We start from the raw sequence: 19,009 nt of genomic DNA, 5'->3' as shown, positions 1-19,009 counted from the left end.
TGCCGGGATGTCCCGGCAGCACTTTTGGACATGAATACTTATTAATTTGACTTGATGAATTTATAAGACAAATCCAGTTTCTTATCATCCTTGATCTGTAATATGTACGTCCCCCCTGCAAGATTACTGATATCAATATTTTTTTGAATAGACGTGATGCTACCCAGATAATAAGTTCCCTTTATTTGCCCATTGCTGCTAAAGATCCTGGCTACAATTGTAGCGGCTGCATTCAGCGTGAGTTTTAAATGCAGTATACTCTCCACCGGATTTGGATAAATCTGTATACCGGACACATTCATAACAGCAACATCTAACATTTTCGCACTTATTTTTACAGCTGTTTTCGCACCTATATTACCTGCAATGATGGTTACATCATCGGTAGCAGTATTGTTATTCGTATCTGTTACTTTCAAACGAAACACATAAGTACCTGCTGCCTGTAATTTAACAACCGTCATTGGGGCTGCTGCATTCAGGAAGATTTCTCCTGCAGGACCGCTTACTTTTGTCCAGGCATAATAAGAGATATACCCGTTATTAATTGCATAGGACTGAGAACCATCCAGTACCGCTTTTGTGACAGACACATAATCAATAGTTTGATCAATTCCCGCTTTGGCCAATAACAAATTGGCGGGATTAGGTTTTACAAATACAGACAGATCAGCCGTACTTTCAACACCTTTATCGTTAGTAACTGTTAGACGGAATATGTAGGTGCCTACACTGGTCAGTTGATTCAAGTCAGTCTTCAACTCGGTGGGTGAAGCGATGGAAGCTTTAGTAGGCCCGGAAACCTGTGTCCAGTTATACTTTGTTATACTTCTATCACTGTCTGCAATGACCATACCTGTGGCATCACTACTATTACACGGTTGTATAATGGTTTTATTTCCATCAACATTTGCCACAGGTATTTCTGCTAATAAAATAACACTTACTACGTTGCTGGAAGCAGCTCCCTTATTATCAGTTACTATCAGCTCAAAAACATAAGTACCTGCAGTAGACATCAGATTTATTACCGGCTTAGCAGTGGTTGCTGAAGTAATGGTAGCTGCAACAGGGCCAGATAACTGTTTCCAGACATATGAAACGATGTTGCCATCCGCATCTGATGAACCAGCACCATCCAGTGTGATTATTGAAACCGGTAATGTTATGGTTGTATCATCACCAGCAACTGACACCGGTACCCGGTTTTCTATCGTACCGGAAGCATATTCATCTGCACCTATATCATAAGCAGTAGTCAGAGATCTTATATCTCCATCAATATCTATCTTAAAATACGCACTCAGGTCTTTGCCTTTATCAATGGCAGGTGATCCTGATGCCAGGTGGAAATCCTTATCTGCTGCATTAGAAAATTTAACAACATTGATATCTGAATAAGTAAGATTATTTGAAGCAGTATAATCTATTCCCGTCTTTATATTCAGGTACCCTAAACCTGGATTTATCAGTAAGTTATTGAAGAATAGATTTCCTTTTGCCACAGTACCAAAACTATTCAAATACCGGATAGCATCCCGTCCTGAATTAATGATAGTGTTATTAAATACATTTACACGTAACGGAATAAAATTGTTTTTAACAGGCCTGTCATCAATAAATAGTGCATCTTGTTTTGTAGCAGTGCCATCAACACCAGCATCACTAATAATATTGTTATACACATAACAAAGTCCGATACCTAATATTTGTATACCGCTGCCAGTACCTTTGATAATGCTGTTGTTATATATCTTTCCATTGGTTTCCTCTCCAAGGATAATACCAGCCTGTTGATTCTCCACATTCTGAATACCATAATTCGATACTGAATTATTATAAATTTCAACATCTTCAGGTGCAGATACCACCTGTATACCATCCAGGCCCGTATTGGCAGTTATTATATTATAGATTCTCAGATTATAGAAATGTGGAGGCAATACAATTTTCATCGTAGCATCAGTGCACGTTACTGTTTTACTATTCAGTGCAGGGTTTCCTATATACATTCCTTCTCCTGTTACATCATGGATATAAATGTCATGAAATTTCACATTACGTATAGCAAAATAAGGATACTGATTATTGGTATCACAGTCAGGATTCACTTTGGCCATTACGCCCACATCACTTCCAGTGATTTCAAATCCAGCTGCTTCATAGTCACTACAACCTTTACCCATAGCCAAACCTACATTTAGTTTGGTGGTAACACTGTTGATACTAAAGCCATATTTATCGCTGCTACCGGTGCCGGTAACCTTAAAGTATTTAACGTTATTAAAGATAAATCCATAGCTACCACCATTCCCTATTTTTACCTGACCACCACAGTTGATAAACACAATTGGTTCTGCCGCGGTGCCGGTAAAATTCAAGAACTGGATATATTTATAATTACCTGATTGGATACAAACGGTATCTCCAGGTTGCACTTTCATGTTGGCACCATTAATATAGGCACCACCATCAGTACCAGGTGTGATCAGGAATTTACAGTAAGAGCAGGTTGTCGGCGTTGTAGCCGGAGGTATAATAATCACAGCAGGATTCACCAATACAGTTGCCTGTTTGCTGTTTGTTCCACCAGCTGCATTTTTCACAGTCAGGTTAAACGTGTATGTTCCTTTAATAAGGCTGCTCACCATAGAAGCGGCTGTACTGGTACTACTGAATGTGGGTGTAGACGGTCCTGATACCAGACTCCATGCATAACTGACAATCGTACTGCCGGGTGCTGTGGATCCGGATCCATCCATTGTAGTACTGCTTACCGGAAGTGTAATAGAAACACTGGTAGCTGCAATAGCAGCTATCGGGGCAGGGATCACTGTTGCTGCCGTCACGACTACTGTTACCTGTTCACTGTTACTGGTGCCGGCTGCATTTTTTACCGTCAGGTTAAATACATAACTACCTGCTATAAGGTTGCTCACCATAACCTTTGCAGTACTCGTGCTGCTGAAGGTAGGGGTAGATGGCCCTGATACAAGGTTCCATGCATAACTGGCAATGGTGCTGCCGGGTGCTGTGGAAGATGATCCATCCAATGTAGTACTACTTACAGGAATCGTAATGTTCGTTGCCGTTGCAGATGCTACCGGATCAGGAATAATGATGGGTGAACTGCCTTTGCTGTATTGCAGCATCCATTCGTAAATATTAGGAGACTGATAAGTATGTGTTGCATCATATGCTTTATCCCACACATTATCACTGTGTGTACCACCTGCATAGGAAGTACTGATCACAGGATACTTAGGATTACAATCATTAATCTTAGCAACATATGTTTTCTGAATATCAATAAAACCGTCATAGCTTCCGCAAAGAAACCAGGTAGCAATGTTACTGCTGGCAATATTACAAAGTCCCGGAATCTTAACGCCATCTATAGCTGATGTAGATACTGGTACAATTGCTGCCAGGTTATTTGAATAATTGGTACCTGAAGCTACATAGTTCAAGACCCCATACCCACCGGCACTCAATCCGGTAAGATAAATACGGGAAGCATCAACACGATATTTTGATTTAACATCATCAAGAATACTTTGGATCATATCCTCACTGGCCCAGCCATTGGAGAATTGAGGCGAAACAGTAATGAATTTGAATAGTTTTCCGCCAACCGTAAATTGCATTTTTGCACCCCGGGAAATGATTTTTGGTACACCATGTGCAAGCACAACATTAAGATTCGTACCACCTTCACCTATTCCATGAATAAAAATAATGAGAGGATAATTGGTAGATGTACTGCTGTAATCATCGGGTAAATGTAGCCAGGCTCCTGTTGTTGTACCGGGGGCTATATTGACTGAAATTTTTGTTTGATCTCCCTGTGCAAAACTTTGGAAGGAATAAAACATGCTCATGGTAAAACAGGCAGATAGTAATAACCTGCTCATGGTTAAATTTTTCAAATTCCTTTAATTTTTAGTGGTTTTTTCAATAAATCTTAACATTTTCTTCTACGTTCTTTAACAGCTAACAGCCGCTTCAAGACCTTCATTACATTTTTCTCATAAGGGAATGGCTGAATTATCAGAAATGTATTATTCCAAAAGTTCCTGCAAACATTATAACAGTTTGTAGGGCAAAGACTATCTGAATTAACAGAAGTAAAATGAGGATAGGCAGCTGCAACGTTGGTTTAAATTAACCAGGGACTACCTTTTTAGTCATTGCCAGTAGGATAGCATATAGGAGACATAACAAACAATAGAGAAAGCAAAAGCAGAAAGATAGGACGTTTGTAATTAAAGCGCTATAATATACAGTAGTAATGTCCTATTGTAATTACTTGCACGTGATATAACATCCAATGCAACAGGAATGTTTAATAATTTAAAAATTATGGGCTGGCATCATAAAAGGACGTTCCCGCTGCAAATGCAGACAAGGAATTGACACCACTGTTATTTTATGACTGAAACAGCCCTGATGATTGTCCCAATTGGCCATTGTTCAAGTCAGATGCAGGTCGTAAGTTTGCTTGTAAATAAATTATAATTAACCTATAACCAGGAGCGTATGCGTAAACTTGTTTCGTTTTTTCATGTTTCTTTGGATGGATATGTGGCCGGTCTCAATGGCGAAATGGATTGGATAAAAGTTGATGATGAGATATTTGAACATGTTGGTGAGCGCGTCAATGATAGTGATACCGCATTGTATGGCCGCGTTACCTGGCAAATGATGGAAGGTTATTGGCCTACCGCTGCAGACCAACCCAATGCCAGCAAGCACGACATTGAGCATGCCGCCTGGTATAAGAAAGCAGAAAAAATTGTACTGTCTAAGAGCATGCAGGGCGAGCAGTTCCCCAATACTGTTTTCATTAGTGAAGAAGTAGAACACCGCATAAAAGCATTAAAGCAACAGGCCGGTAAGGAGATACTTATATTTGGCAGCCCTTCAGCAACACACTCATTGTTGCAATACGATTTAATAGATGAATTCTGGCTGTTTGTAAACCCTGTTCTGCTGGGCAAGGGTATGCCTCTTTTCAAAAATGTATCCAAAACAACACAGCTCACACTGGTAAGCTCGAAGACCTTCGCCAATGGGGTTGTATGTATGCATTATAAGAAGGCTTTATAAAAGAGCGCTGAACAGGAAATTCACTTGCTACCCTTTTTCACGAGAAGATGGATGGAAATACACAATTTTCACTGATACTGCAGATTATCAGGCATAATGAAACAGCCCGCCTGTAATGGCGGGCTGTTTCATTAATTACGCTGACAACCTTATCAGTCACCTATCGGAATGGGGATGTTAACACCTGTTGCTCCGGCTACGCCAAAGTTTGGTGATCCATCTGCATTCCAGGTTAGTTTTTGCATTCTTGGCGCTCTGCCTCCGTTTGTAGTGGCGGCTACACTGCGCGCATGATATACAAACCAGTTTTCGGTATGCACCACATCGTTTGCGTCGGTATAACTACTGGTAAAAAAGCCGTTGTGCCCTGGTCCATAAACACCGTTAGCATCATTTCTCACAAACACCTGCTTCTTATTTATCCAATCGGCCGCAACAGTGGGATTACCTCCGCTTTTTAACTGTATCTGCCCCAGGCAATAATTGTCACTTGTATAACGGCTTGCTGAAAATATAATGAATACCGGGCTGCTGTCATCTTTCTGCAGCATGATGGGACCTTCATTAACGCCAACCCCTATTGAATTGGGCTCATATTTTTCCCAGGTATTGGTAGGCGATGATATTTTCACCCTGGTACCGTTGAGGGTCCATGGGTTATGCATGGAAGCAATGTATATATATTGTTTATATTTGGAAGCTACACTCTCCCAACCCGACCATATGAAGTAATGTTTTGTATTAACGGTCAGTACCGAACCATCAATAGCCAATTGATCAGTTGAATCAGATATCTTTCCTTTGAATGTCCATGTTCCGGTTGTTGGATCAGCATTGGGATTCTCCAGCACGAACATACGGTGAGTATCACTCGATACTCCATCATCAGCAGTGAAATAAATATACCACTTGCCTGAGAGGAAATATAATTCAGGCGCCCATATATTAGATGAATACGCTGTACCTGTGGGAGGAGTCCAGACGGTGGTTTCAGGTACGGTCGCCAGTAATGATATAGACTTAGTTTTCGCAATGGTTATCCTATTGCCTTTAGTACACAGGAAATAATAATATCCATCTTTTTGCGCTATGAAGGGATCAGGACGGCTGTTAGTACTTAAAGGATTCTGAAAATTGAGGTTACGAAATTCAAAGAGATCCTGTGTGCCTGTTACACTACTTTTCTGTTTGATTTTTCTGCCCGGTACAGTATCTTCAGGATCAACAACCATTTTCATGCCTGTTTCCTTGTTGGTCAGTGAAAAAATATTGTTACTGCCGGAATAGGCAATTGCCCAACGTTGTGCATCAGAGCCATCATCAGTTCCCTGTTGTAATACCTCGCCCGAAGTTGCCGATGGCGACTGGAGACATTTACTACTGGTAACATTGATCAGCTTATAATACGTGGCATCGGTTTTTATAAGTTTCCATTTCTGTCCGTTATTGGGAAACCATCCCCATTGCTGAATTTTTGCACCATCAGCAGTTGAGTTTCCGGTTACTTCAACTACCGGGCCGGCTGGTAATGAAGAGAAACTCCTGATGCGATAGATACCACTATCCACCAGTGTGCCCAATGCAGGTGCAACGCCGAGCGTCGTAGGGGGACTCAACTGAGCAATACTCTCCGATTGCTTTTTTTGACAACCCGCTGCCAACAATGCGATGGCAACAGCAGTTGTAGTAAATAACTCTTTTTTCATAGGAAATTGTGGTTAAGTGATTTGATTTAGTGCCATTCAAAATAAACGAATAGATAGTGCATAATCTGTTCAACTTTTTGTCGATTCATCTCAACCCATTTACAAATAATTGATTTTCATATACAGGAGCAGCAAGGTAAATTCGTTCATTTCCCAAACCGGACATTTGTTTATATTTGAATTAACGTTATGCGATTATTCCCTCATACCATTTTTGTAAGCCTGATATTACAGCTTGCCACACTATCCTGTTGTGGACAATATTATTTTACACACTATCAGGTTGATGATGGATTGGTACACAACTCTGTGATATCCATTTTACAGGATAGTAAAGGTTTGATGTGGATTGGTACCAGAGGAGGATTAAACCGTTTTGACGGTTATACATTTAAAACTTACAAAAACGAAAAGAACAAATTTGGCAGTATAGGCAATAATGTGATAACCGTTATCTCCGAAGATAAAAACGGTATGTTATGGATTGGTACAGGTAAGGGTATTTATATGTATAATCCCCGTAACGAAGCTTTTACGCCACTTGACATCGCCCCGTCAACATACATCAGCCATCTTGTGATTGACAGCGACAATAATTTATGGTTCCTGGCTAATTATTCACTCTACAAATATGATCAGAGACAAAAAAAAGTTGACGATTTAAAGCTACATGCCTCCTGCGTGGCTATTGACAGCAGCAGGAATTTGTGGGTGGGCAATGACGATGGCGTCATCAGCATCTATTCACACCAAAAGATGGCCAATGTTCGGATAATTGATCTGCGTATACCTGCAAATATGCGATCTATCAGCAAAATATGTCCCGTTAGTGATAAAGAAATTTTGATAGGGTGTTTTAAACAGGGATTAAAAAGTTATAACACTAAAACAGGAACAATCACATCATTACCCCTTCGCAACAATGATAATACTGATGTATATGTACGTGATATTACTGCCGCCAGTAATCAGCATTACTGGATAGCCACTGAATCAGGTATATATGTATACGACCGGGCCACCAACACAAGCCAGAATTTACGAAAACAGATCAGTGATCCTTATTCTCTTGCAGATAACGCTGTCTATACAATATGCAAAGACAATCGGGGAGGTATGTGGGCAGGTACTTTTTTTGGTGGCTTAAATTATTATTCGGCAGAGAATGCCCGGTTTGAAAAATATTATCCCCTGCAAGGCACTAACTCCATATCAGGCAACGCTGTGGGAACAATTTGTCCTGATACCAGGGGTAACTTATGGATTGGTACCGAAGATGCAGGTATCAATAAGTTCAATGTAAAAACAGGAAAATTTACCAGTTATGCTGCAACGGGAAAAAAGGGTGCTATCTCCTACCCCAATATCCACGGTCTTTTAACATTAGGTGATCAGTTATTCATCGGCCCGTTTTTACATGGTATGGAAATAATGGACACGCGCACCGGAACAGTGACTGACCGCTTTCAATTTATTGGTGACAAAAACGACAAGGTGAGTGATTTTGTACTCCGTTTCTATCTCACAATGGATAGCACCTTACTGGTTGGTACTGCATATAATGGCTCAGGATTATTTCTTTATGACAGGAAGCACAAAACATTCAGCCGTGTTAAACAGATACCCTATAACTCGTATGTTTTTGACATCACTGAAGACGAACAGGGAAATATCTGGACTGGCAGCGTATCGCAAGGTGCTTTTTACTATAATCGTAAAACCGGCAAACATGGTAATTTCCGTTTTGGCGACAAGCAGCACAACGAAATTATCAATGAATTTCCGGTGTATAATATTTTTGAAGACAGCAATCACTCACTGTGGTTTGCAACTGCCGGCGGTGGCCTCATAAAGTTAAATCCAGATCGGAAAACCATTAAAAAATTTACGATAGAAAACGGCTTACCCAGTAATGCTGTGTTCTGTATTCTGGAAGATAATTCAAAACGCTTATGGATAAGTTCACTCAGAGGTCTTATCTGTTTTGATTTACACACTGAACAGTGTAAGACTTATACGCAATCGAACGGGCTCATAACAGATCAGTTTAATTACAATTCAGCCTACAAAGACGCTACCGGCAAAATGTATTTCGGATCTGTGAAAGGAATGATCGCCTTTAACCCCGCCGATTTCGGCACCAAAGATGTATCTCCGCCAACTTACATTACCGGGTTTCAGATAAACAATAAAGATGACCCACACACCAGATCAATTCTATTTACAGATACCATTGTGCTCACCCATGATCAGAATAATTTCAGTATTGAGTTTGCTGCGCTGAATTACTCTTCGGCCAGGGCCACCAGGTATAAATATTTCATGACCGGAGTAAATAAAGACTGGACATATCTTAACACCAACAGAAACGCCTATTTTACAAACCTGGCACCGGGGAACTATACGTTTACAGTGCGTGCAGAAAGTAATGTCGGCAACTGGACAGGTAAAGAACGGCGCCTGTTTATCAGCATTTCACCCCCCTCCTGGAAAAGCAATACTGCGTACTTTTTATATGTGCTGATTTCAGGAACCATTTTGTTCCTTTTGATCCGCTATTATCATAGTTACCTGAACAGTAAAAACCTGATTAAACTCCAACTATTTGAACACGAAAAAACGAAAGAAATCTATCAGTTTAAAATTGATTTTTTCACCAACATTGCGCACGAAATCCAAACACCCCTAACCCTGATTGTAGGGCCAGTAGAAAGATTGATAAAAATGGCAGAGGACCAGCCGAATATTAAAAAGAGCCTGTTGATGGTGCAGAAGAATGCAAATCGACTGACAGACCTTACCGGGCAGTTGCTGGATTTCAGGCAGACCGAAATAGAACAGTTCGGATTAAACTTTGTAAACGCAAACATTAATAAACTGCTCATAGAACAAACAGATTCATTCAGAGAACTTGCTAAAGAGAGCAAAATAAGTTTACATACAGATTTTCCTGAAATCCATATTATGGCATTTGTAGACCGGGAAGCACTGATTAAAATATGCGGTAACCTGATCTCCAATGCCATTAAGTATGCAGCATGCTGCGCTACTATAAAGATGCCCCCCCTCAATGCCGGCGACGAAAAATTTACAATTATTTTCAGTAACGATGGGAAAGGGATACCAGCCGGATTTCAGGAAAAAATATTTGAACCGTTTTTCAGGCTGAACAACAAGGAAAAGCCAGGAACAGGCATTGGATTGCCTCTGGCCAGGTCATTAACAGAATTACATAATGGATCTTTAGAGTTGGTTTCGGGTAGTATCAATGAAATCGTTTTTGTATTAACATTACCGGTACATCAAAAATTCGAGTTTAATCTGAGTAGCTGGAAAAAAATATAATAACTATGACTGAAAGCATTTTAATTATAGATGATAACCAGGATATCCTGGAATTTCTATCAGAAGTTTTAGGTGATACTTATAAAGTACATCTGGCAGAAAATGCTGAAAACGCGCTGCTGGTTCTAAATACCGAAATGATACATCTCATTGTATTAGACATTATGATGCCGGGGATGGATGGTTTTGAACTATGTCAGGTGGTCAAATCAAACGTTGAATACTGCCATATTCCTATCATATTACTGACATCCAAAAACACCCATCTGTCACATATAAAAGGACTGGAGGCTGGCGCCGACGCTTATATTAAAAAACCTTTTTCTCCCAGATTCCTTCAAATACAAATTACCAATTTGCTTAATAACCGCTTAAAGATAAAAACTCATTTTGCGAGTTCGCCATTTGAAGATGTGCGGGTGATGGCTCACTCAAAAACGGACGAAATTTTTCTAAAAAAACTGAATGATTATATTCGTAAAAATATCCGGGATACTCAAATGGATATTGATACGCTGGCTGAACATATGAATATGAGCCGGCCCACTTTCTATCGGAAAATTAAATCTCTTTCTGCTTTATCACCCAAAGAATTGATTGATATCACCCGACTCAGAAAGGCAGCTTGTCTTATTGCTGAAAATGAGTTTAGTCTGGCTGAGATCGCCAGGATGGTTGGTTACAGTACTCACAGTCTTTTTAGCAGGAATTTTCAAAAGCACTTTAACGCATCTCCTCAGGAATACATGAATTCGCTGCCCCGGATTTCCACACAATAGATGTTACTTCTTTGCTAAATTACCTTTTGCAATGAAACATGGAACGCCAGAATCACAGCCTGGTCTTGTTAAATCGCGTTTATACCTGGAAGGCCGCGAACATCTCTGGGAAGTGACTGCTATGTTAAAAGTTGGATTTTAACGGGCAAGATTTATATTTACAGTAAATATTTACGCTCACTCTATGGAAGACGTTTTTTATTTGACCCGTGGCTGGAGGAATGCCACTTACATCATGTTCGGCGCCTTGATATGTGTATTTGTTAGCCTGCTGATCTACTTATTCTTCGATCCTTTTCTCAGGAAAGGCATCTTCTTCATTTTACCTGTATCGCTTATTGCTATTGGCGCTTCTATGTGCGGTATTTTACAGGTGGATGAAAAGATCTTTTGGGATAATCATAGTGTCCGTAAAGTATCCAGACTTGTTAACAGGGAGATCCTGCTGGAAGACGTAAAAGGATACAAGTTTGCCTGGAATTATCTGCATATCGTTCCTCACAAGGGAAAGGGTAAAAGGATCCTGGTGTCTACATATGTATGTGGTATGCGCCTTTTGCACGAGGAACTGGTTTCCCGTTATCCTGACCTGAAACAGCAGAAGTGACAGAAGATGTCTGGGCACGATATGAAAAGGCCAGAGATTATCTCCGGCCTTCCTTTTTGAACTAGGTTTTTACGATGACGGGGTAAATGAAATATCAACCGGTAGTCCTTTGGGCGGTCGTATTTTTTTGGAAGCAGACAAAGGACTTCAAAATCCTGCAGGTCTTTATGGCGGGAGGAGCCAAAATGGTAAATACGAAATATGGTTGAATCGTAAGCAACTATTAGAACCTGAAAGTTTGGTTGCTACGCTGGCTCACGAAATGGCTAAAAAAAATCATATAGTATTCCTTTTCTACGTTTTAATGTTAATCTCCCTTTGGATATTATATTCAGGAAGACCAGATTTCAAAAGTAATTGAGCCACCTTCTTCAAGGACTCTTTTAAATAAATAGTATCCTGGTAAATGTTAAGTTATAGTTTGATAAACCGTATCGTCTTGGGCGCACCCGTTTTACGCTTCAGCACCGCCACATAAAAACCTTTGTTCAATGTAGCGATATTAATATTCAGACTGGTTTTTCCTTCAATATTATAAACACCAAGGTTCTGCGCACCATCCATACTTCTTATCTCCATCGTTACCCATCCATCATTGAGATCAAGATCATTCACCGTCAGATTATCTGTAACAGGATTGGGATATAATCTTCCGGAAGGTTCATCAGGAGAAGATGCTCTTTCAGGTGTACGTTTGGAAACAATCACAGAAATGGTATCACTGACCGCCATTAATGTGCAACCATCAATACTGTATCCGTATAATCGTATAAAATATTTTTTTACGCCGGCCACACTATCTGCATTACTGACAGTAAAAGTAAGACTGGCTGTATCAATATCATATACATACCTATAAGGAGAATAAGCAGACCCGTTAATACTCTGAAATACGGTAAGCGATGACCCGGGGCGAATATTACTGGTATCAGCAGTAATAACAAATGGCTCATTCACAAGTACACTGTCTTTAGCAGTAATATTTATTACCGGTAGTGTAACCAGATGTACATTCATGATGATGATATTACTGGTATCATTCATGTGCTGAGAACAGATGGCGTTACTGTATACCACCGCTGAGACACTGTCCCCGTTTTCCAGCGTGCTGCTATAGTATTTGAGCCCGATACTATCCGTTGGCAAACCATTGATCAGCCATCGGAATGAAGGTGCATTACCGGCATCTTTATAAGTGGCAGAAAATTCTACCGGTGTACCTACGCAAATATTGTTCATGTCTATACTGATCTTTATATCTGGTATTGTCACCGTATCTATCTTCAGCGTAAACACCTGCTCATTCTTATTATCCACCAGACAACGATACAGGTAGTTCTGATAAGATGACTGCACATTCCGGATGGTCAGCCGGGCACTATTACTACCTGTGTAAATACTATCATCTGTGACAGGAATAAACCCTTGCCCCGTATCAATCTGCCACTGGTAGATGTTTCCTGATAATGGAGACGTAAGCGCAGTATCTGTACCGACACATACATGTACATTTGTATTCGGCTTTATCTCATTTTTAAAAATAACAATCAGATCACCGGTCTGACAAGCCATCATTTCAGGTTTACCATCTCCATCCAGATCTCCGGTCAGATTCATATAATTATAGCCATCAAAGATAGTAGCAACCTGGTATTTCACCGGTGCTGCAAACTGCACGTTATTACTGTCGCTGATATTTTTAAACACAGACATACTGGACCCGGAATAGTTATTGGTAACCAGGTCCTTTTTACCATCTCCATCCAGATCGTTGACAGATAACCAATCCAGCGTCTCGTCCGTTTTGAAATAAAGAGGTGGCGCAAAAGCCATGTCTCCGTACGCTGGTCTGTTCAGGAAAACGGAGACACTATTGCTACCTCCATTAGACGTCAGCAGATCTGCTTTGCCATCCTGATCTATATCGACACTAACTACATTTAAATCACTGACTACGGGTCCTCTGTCTGTAAGATCGATATTCAATGGATTGCGGAACCAATAACCGAAATACTCGACATTTTTGAATACCTGCAGATATTCACCATACCCACACATAGCCATATCCTTTTTTCCGTCTCCATCATAATCTGCAAATGCCAGATTATAAGGAATAATAGCAATATCATTATTATAAATCGACCAAAGCTGAAAAGACATATGCCCCGGCGTACTGTTATTTTTAAACCGGTATACCTCTTTCAGAATACTGCTGCAAAGAAACAGATCCGCCTTCCCGGTATTGTCAACGTCTGATATAACCAAACTAAAGAATTGTGATTCGACCGTTAAGGGCACCTGAATGGTATCACTCAGGCCATTACCTGTATTACGGAAGATAACGATATGGTTACCGGGATAAGAAACGGATGCTACATCCGTTTTTCCATCTCCATCCAGATCTGCTGCTGCAATACTATTCAGGGCATCCATTTTATAGACTTCCGGATCAGCAAAACTGATATTCCCAACGGTACTTGTATTACGTACTAAAGCCAGACCGTAGTTATCCCTGTACAGCAGATCCAGTTTACCATCATTATTAATATCAGCTAATGCGGCAATGGAATTTCCTTTCAGTTCTATCTTCGTTCCAAAAGAGGAAGGTCTGAACTTTTCGTTGTTCACCGGAAAAGTAAGTGTAACCCTTACTTCAGACCATGCCGTGAGATTATTACAGGTAACCGACACAGGGTCACTGCCAATACCCGCAGGTATCTTTGCCTTCAGCACAGTACTGCCTGCCGATATCACCTGCGCCTTTATATTCCCGATATAGACGATATTTTCAGCGGTGGTAGCTACGAAATTCTTACCGGTAATAGTGATCGTGTCACCTACCGCACCACTGACCGGAGAAACAGATGAGATAGATGGAGGAGATACCTGTGCCCAAACAGGTACTGGCATACAAAAAAAGAGAATACAGAGCAAATGTTTACTCCTCAAAGATTGGTACATTGATATACAATATAATAGGTAAAGGGGTATCCCAAAAATTGTCCCACTTTATTAAAGATACTCAAAATATAAATGAAGAAGGTGCCGCAAAAATAATTTCCTGATAATGGCCATTGTCCTTCCTGGATCAGTTGGGCGCTATATTCAAGACTAATATATCAGTAATCAAGCAACCGCCTGTGGTAATTTACCTGTCCCAAATGATAGCTTAAATGCGTTGCGAGATGGACGAGAAAATATTCAGTTAATACTTTACCATCAAAAACTGACTGAGGGTATTCGCTTTTTAATTGGTCTTCAGTGAGCGAACCGAGTGTAACGTCAAGCACTTCGATGGTACGCTCTATTTTACTGATCAATTCTTGCCTGGGGACATTGTTCAGTGAAAATTCTTCAGGCCTGTTCCTTATATAACCGGTATTCCCCAGTTCAGCACCGATATAGGTGTTCAGGTTTCCTATCAAATGAAGGCTAAGATTTCCCGCAGAATTTAAAATATTCTTGTCAACGCGCCAGATGTTATCTTCGCTGTTATATAACTCCAGTTCCTGTTTTAATTTAGCAAGGTCCCTGCTGTAAAGTATTTTTAAGGTATCGGTAAGCATTGTAATTATCCTGTTTAATCTCAAATTAGCAATATTATTTTTATCAATAAAATTACTGTCGAGCCACTTATCCTTTAACTTTGATCCATGCAATCGGAACTTCAGCAACTTTACGGAAATATAGACATTTACCTTTTCGACCAACTGCTTAAAGGTACTTATGATAATTGTAATAATGTGCTCGACGCAGGCTGCGGAGGCGGGCGTAACCTGATTTACTTCTTAAGAAACGGCTATGAGGTGTATGGTATTGATCCTAATCCCAATGCGATATCAGCCGTTAAACAATTATCACAAACGTTGGCCCATGCGAACTCTATAGAGAATTTTGTAGTTGCTTCGACTGAAAACCTACCTTTTGATGATAATTATTTTGACCTGGTGATCAGCAGCGCGGTATTGCACTTCGCCAACAATCCCGATCATTTTGATAATATGATCCACTCAATGTGGCGGGTGCTGAAACCCGGCGGATATTTATTTGCAAGACTTGCGTCGGATATCGGGATTGAAACGCTGGTGCAGAACCTGGGCAATGGTCGTTATCTTTTGCCCGATGGCAGCGAACGTTTTTTGGTTAACCAGCAATTACTGCTTCAATATACCGAAAGCCTCAACGCCCGGCTACACGAACCTGTAAAAACCACCAATGTGCAAAACTTACGGTGCATGACCACCTGGTGTTTGCAGAAAGTTTAACAGTTATCTCTGTCTGGTCTATTACTTTAGTTTTTTAAAACGACACCATCTTTAATAATTGTCTTGTCGACTAGAAAGTTTTTATAATTGTCAAAAGGGCTATTGTTCCAAATAAGGAGATCGGCTTTCTTTCCTTTTTCAATTGAGCAGTATTTATCATCAATGCTCAAAGCAGTTGCACCATTTATAGTTGAGATCTGTAGAATTGAAAGGACTGTAAATCCATATTCAGCTAACAGTAGCTGCTCGGGCCGTTCTTCCGTTCACATCAATTAACCGTATCTGCATCATTCGCGTATAACTACGCAGTATTTCAGGTAATTCCTACCTATTCGCATAACATAGTGCATCGTAGTTTTGACAACATCAACCTAATTATTAAGTAACTCCAAAACAACCTTAACATGTCTAAAGAAAAGAACAACCCGGCAATGGCGGGTGAAAATCAAACGTTAACAGATGTCTCCAACATCCGTGCGCAGATAAACGGCGACAGGACCGTTTTCAACATGGAAGCAATAGGGCGCCAGTACAAACTGAATGATGCCTATAAGGATGTGCGTAACCTGGAACTCGTAGACAGAGATAATATACGCCTGAAAACTTACGGCGATTATGTATTGCAGCACAACAACTTCCTGCAACTCGTTCCACTGATTGAAGAACAACCCCGCCCCGCCCATCCTTCCGGTGAAAGCTATCTGAACACCTACAATTTATTCCGCTTTCCGAAAGGAAAAGTGCTGGTACTGGTACATAAAGATGTGTATCAGGCAGTAAAAAGCCGCGTAGAACGTTATGTGCTGGACCTTGGCCACGATGGCTACTGGGCAACGGTACACGTTGTAAAAGGAGGCAAACCTGCTTATATCCGCAACTACATCCGTAGTAAATCGCCTAAAGGCGTGGTGATGGTAGGCGCTATTCCGGTAGCCTGGTTTGAAATGGATAACGATTTTCACGATGCTCATTCCGAGTTCCCCTGTGATCTGTTCTATATGGATACAAATGGTACCTGGACTGATGCTGACGGTGATGGTAAATACAATGCAGTGACTGGAAATGTTACACCGGAAATATGGTTAGGTCGTATCTGGACACCTACCGCCGATGGTAATGATGCAGCGTTAATCAATAACTATTTCGATCGCAATCACCAGTTCCGTGTTGGGGAATTAGGTCATTCCCGCTCTGCACTCGCTTACGTGGACGATGACTGGGAACACTTCGATGATTGCGAAATGGACCTGATGACACCCGCATCCTACATCACTAAATATACCAATCCCAATACAACAGATGCCGACCTGTATAAAGTGGAAATTAATAAGACCCGTTCCTTCGTACAGGTATGTGCTCACTCCTCCCCACACGTGCATTCTTTCCGTGTACCATCACAAGGTAACACTGAATTGATCAATACCGCATACTTCCGCGATCAGCGCTGTCCAAATGCGAACTTCTTTAACCTGTTCTGTTGCAGTACTGCCCGCTTTACTGAAAACGACTATTTGGGTGGCTGGTATATCTTCGACAAAGCTGGTGGGGAAATCAATCGTGGACTGACAGCTGTAGGTAGCACCAAAACAGGTTCTATGCTGTTTTTTGCAGACTTTTATGAACCCATCGGTAAAGGAAAATGTATCGGTGATGCCTTGGCTGAATGGTGGCAGGCACGTGGTGCAGATCATGACCTGGGTGAAAGAAGATGGTTCTATGGTATGAGTATACTGGGCGATCCTACCCTGACATGGTGGAAGGGTGCAGTGCCTACCCTGCTCGATCCAGATGAAGGCACAGTGTTCAATCATTATCCACGTAAAATGACGTTTAAATGGACACCGGTAAATATCACTGGCGCCACTTATTCACTCGAAGTTGATGCCTTTGGCGCTGTCAATGCCGGACAGTGGGCAGCACAGTCATTCCGCAGTTTTGCTGTATATCATAATCTGACCAGCACAAGCTTCAATCATAACTTTGTAGGTGCACAGCCAGGCCGCTGGCGCGTAAGAGCCAAAGTAGGTGATCGCTATTGCTCATGGTCAAACTGGAGATACTTCCGCTTTACTGTGTAAATAATATTCAGGATATCTTTCAACGCGATGTGCCACTGAAGAGCACATACACAAACAAAAGAGGCTGCATACTTTGATGCAGCCTTTTTTGTTTGTGTACCTGATGAAGACAAGTAGTTATTTAAGAGAAACATCTGTCTGATCTGAGAAATTTTGTGGCAACCAATCAGGTTGTCAATCGTTTGAATTGTACATAGGAGAGACAACGAGCTTATCATCCTGTGATTCATGGCCGCTGTCATTTGCCGTGGTTTCACTTGTGAGGTACTTCATCGCTGACATCAAGAAAACCGGGGATCATAGCCATCAGCAAATCCGTTTTTTGCGTTAGTGTAGTGTGCATGGTTCCTGGCAATATGGCTAGTTGGGAGGTGGGCATTGACAATTCACCTAAGCTTCCGCCACCGAATAATTTATACAACGCTACGGTGTGTTCATGCTGAATGATATCTGTGTCACCTGCTATAATCAGGGCGGGGGCTGCAATCCCACTGATTTCCTCCGCCGGCCAGTCCTGCACTTCCTGTTCAAAAGCTCTTACTTTAGCGAGCTGTTTCGGCCAGTCTTCAGGTCTTGGGGCCGTGCTAAGGTACTCTGCTTCATATGGGGAACCTTTCAGCGCTTGCTCCATGAATTCTGAGCTAAACAGGGTACTGAGATCTGGATGCCGCCCGATGCTCTTATAGCTAACCGAGGCCAGTACGAGTTTTCTTACTACGTCAGGCCTGCGGATAGCTATCAGCAAAGCCACCCCTGCGCCCGTACTATACCCGAAAATATCGGTTTTCGGTATATTCAAAACATGGAGTAGTTCAATAACATCATTTGCAAGCAGTTCATAAGAGAGCGGGCGTTCCTGGATATCGGCTGTATGGCCATATCCCTGAAATTCAACAGCAATAACCTGCCTTTTTATTGCGAGCAGGGGGATTAACTTCCCGAATGCGGTGCCGATTCCCGAAAGTGCCCCGGGTAGGAGTAGCAGCGGTTCTCCCTTGCCATGTACTTCATAATATAGCTGTAATCCATTAATGTTGGCATAGTTTCCACGATTTTCCATAGTTGTATTTGCTTTGTGCTTATTTGTTGACAAAGATCGAAACTCCTGGAGAAACAAATC

13 protein-coding genes are annotated in these 19,009 nt (G+C 41.2%); 7 read left to right on the top strand and 6 right to left on the bottom strand.

Annotation, left to right across the window (positions count from 1 at the left end; all coding sequences use genetic code 11):
• Window positions 1–41: 41 nt before the first annotated feature.
• Window positions 42–3,914 carry a PKD domain-containing protein gene (locus tag BM176_RS24850; RefSeq protein ID WP_090107051.1) on the bottom strand — a complete coding sequence of 1,291 codons (3,873 nt, stop codon included), beginning with the start codon at window positions 3,912–3,914 and terminating at the stop codon, window positions 42–44.
• Between the two features lie 625 nt (window positions 3,915–4,539).
• Here BM176_RS24850 and BM176_RS24845 point away from each other — a divergent pair.
• The gene (locus BM176_RS24845; RefSeq protein WP_090107050.1) at window positions 4,540–5,109 is read left to right on the top strand and encodes a dihydrofolate reductase family protein; all 570 of its coding nucleotides are present in this window, start codon (window positions 4,540–4,542) and stop codon (window positions 5,107–5,109) included.
• A gap of 152 nt (window positions 5,110–5,261) precedes the next feature.
• Here the strand turns inward: BM176_RS24845 and BM176_RS24840 are convergent, their stop codons facing one another.
• Entirely contained in the window at window positions 5,262–6,815 is a 1,554-nt protein-coding gene (locus BM176_RS24840; protein ID WP_090107049.1) for a family 43 glycosylhydrolase, read from the bottom strand.
• 189 nt (window positions 6,816–7,004) lie between these two features.
• Here BM176_RS24840 and BM176_RS24835 point away from each other — a divergent pair, with 189 nt between their 5' ends.
• The 4 genes from BM176_RS24835 to BM176_RS32255 all read left to right on the top strand — a co-directional run bounded on the left by BM176_RS24835 (window position 7,005) and on the right by BM176_RS32255 (window position 11,907).
• The gene (locus tag BM176_RS24835) at window positions 7,005–10,160 is read left to right on the top strand and encodes a ligand-binding sensor domain-containing protein (protein WP_090107048.1); all 3,156 of its coding nucleotides are present in this window, start codon (window positions 7,005–7,007) and stop codon (window positions 10,158–10,160) included.
• Between the two features lie 5 nt (window positions 10,161–10,165).
• Window positions 10,166–10,939, top strand: a complete 774-nt coding sequence (locus BM176_RS24830) for a response regulator transcription factor (protein WP_090107047.1) — start codon at window positions 10,166–10,168, stop codon at window positions 10,937–10,939.
• Between the two features lie 184 nt (window positions 10,940–11,123).
• Window positions 11,124–11,546: a hypothetical protein gene (locus BM176_RS24825; RefSeq protein ID WP_090107046.1), complete on the top strand. Its 423-nt coding sequence runs from the start codon at window positions 11,124–11,126 to the stop codon at window positions 11,544–11,546.
• 109 nt (window positions 11,547–11,655) lie between these two features.
• Complete coding sequence (locus BM176_RS32255) at window positions 11,656–11,907, top strand: hypothetical protein (RefSeq protein ID WP_143097916.1); 252 nt, start codon at window positions 11,656–11,658, stop codon at window positions 11,905–11,907.
• Window positions 11,908–11,960: 53 nt separating this feature from the next.
• On the opposite strand, the gene BM176_RS24820 is transcribed toward BM176_RS32255, so the two are convergent.
• Together BM176_RS24820 and BM176_RS24815 are read right to left on the bottom strand one after the other, a co-directional pair.
• Window positions 11,961–14,456, bottom strand: a complete 2,496-nt coding sequence (locus tag BM176_RS24820; RefSeq protein WP_177230534.1) for an FG-GAP-like repeat-containing protein — start codon at window positions 14,454–14,456, stop codon at window positions 11,961–11,963.
• Between the two features lie 209 nt (window positions 14,457–14,665).
• Window positions 14,666–15,112, bottom strand: coding sequence for a DUF1572 family protein (locus tag BM176_RS24815; protein ID WP_090107147.1), 447 nt, complete (start codon window positions 15,110–15,112; stop codon window positions 14,666–14,668).
• A gap of 87 nt (window positions 15,113–15,199) precedes the next feature.
• On the opposite strand from BM176_RS24815, the gene BM176_RS24810 reads away from it, so the two are divergent.
• Window positions 15,200–15,811: a class I SAM-dependent methyltransferase gene (locus tag BM176_RS24810; RefSeq protein ID WP_090107044.1), complete on the top strand. Its 612-nt coding sequence runs from the start codon at window positions 15,200–15,202 to the stop codon at window positions 15,809–15,811.
• A gap of 26 nt (window positions 15,812–15,837) precedes the next feature.
• Here BM176_RS24810 and BM176_RS33170 read toward each other — a convergent pair whose 3' ends face one another.
• Window positions 15,838–16,050, bottom strand: a complete 213-nt coding sequence (locus tag BM176_RS33170) for an amidohydrolase family protein (RefSeq protein WP_090107043.1) — start codon at window positions 16,048–16,050, stop codon at window positions 15,838–15,840.
• 165 nt (window positions 16,051–16,215) lie between these two features.
• Here BM176_RS33170 and BM176_RS24800 point away from each other — a divergent pair, with 165 nt between their 5' ends.
• On the top strand, window positions 16,216–17,889 hold the full coding sequence (locus tag BM176_RS24800; protein WP_090107042.1) for a C25 family cysteine peptidase: 1,674 nt from the start codon (window positions 16,216–16,218) through the stop codon (window positions 17,887–17,889).
• 253 nt (window positions 17,890–18,142) lie between these two features.
• On the opposite strand, the gene BM176_RS24795 is transcribed toward BM176_RS24800, so the two are convergent.
• The gene (locus tag BM176_RS24795; protein WP_177230533.1) at window positions 18,143–18,949 is read right to left on the bottom strand and encodes an alpha/beta fold hydrolase; all 807 of its coding nucleotides are present in this window, start codon (window positions 18,947–18,949) and stop codon (window positions 18,143–18,145) included.
• Window positions 18,950–19,009: the final 60 nt, after the last annotated feature.

The sequence above is a fragment of the Chitinophaga sp. CF118 genome, from assembly GCF_900112615.1.
In the GTDB taxonomy this organism is placed as follows: Bacteria; Bacteroidota; Bacteroidia; order Chitinophagales; family Chitinophagaceae; genus Chitinophaga.
This window is presented reverse-complemented; position numbering and strand designations above follow the sequence as displayed.

Coding starts and splice junctions, on each gene's coding strand:
- BM176_RS24850 (WP_090107051.1), bottom strand. CDS start 3,914: ATGAGCAGGTTATTACTATCTGCCTGTTTTACCATGAGCATGTTTTAT.
- BM176_RS24845 (WP_090107050.1), top strand. CDS start 4,540: ATGCGTAAACTTGTTTCGTTTTTTCATGTTTCTTTGGATGGATATGTG.
- BM176_RS24840 (WP_090107049.1), bottom strand. CDS start 6,815: ATGAAAAAAGAGTTATTTACTACAACTGCTGTTGCCATCGCATTGTTG.
- BM176_RS24835 (WP_090107048.1), top strand. CDS start 7,005: ATGCGATTATTCCCTCATACCATTTTTGTAAGCCTGATATTACAGCTT.
- BM176_RS24830 (WP_090107047.1), top strand. CDS start 10,166: ATGACTGAAAGCATTTTAATTATAGATGATAACCAGGATATCCTGGAA.
- BM176_RS24825 (WP_090107046.1), top strand. CDS start 11,124: ATGGAAGACGTTTTTTATTTGACCCGTGGCTGGAGGAATGCCACTTAC.
- BM176_RS24820 (WP_177230534.1), bottom strand. CDS start 14,456: ATGCCAGTACCTGTTTGGGCACAGGTATCTCCTCCATCTATCTCATCT.
- BM176_RS24815 (WP_090107147.1), bottom strand. CDS start 15,112: ATGCTTACCGATACCTTAAAAATACTTTACAGCAGGGACCTTGCTAAA.
- BM176_RS24810 (WP_090107044.1), top strand. CDS start 15,200: ATGCAATCGGAACTTCAGCAACTTTACGGAAATATAGACATTTACCTT.
- BM176_RS24800 (WP_090107042.1), top strand. CDS start 16,216: ATGTCTAAAGAAAAGAACAACCCGGCAATGGCGGGTGAAAATCAAACG.
- BM176_RS24795 (WP_177230533.1), bottom strand. CDS start 18,949: ATGGAAAATCGTGGAAACTATGCCAACATTAATGGATTACAGCTATAT.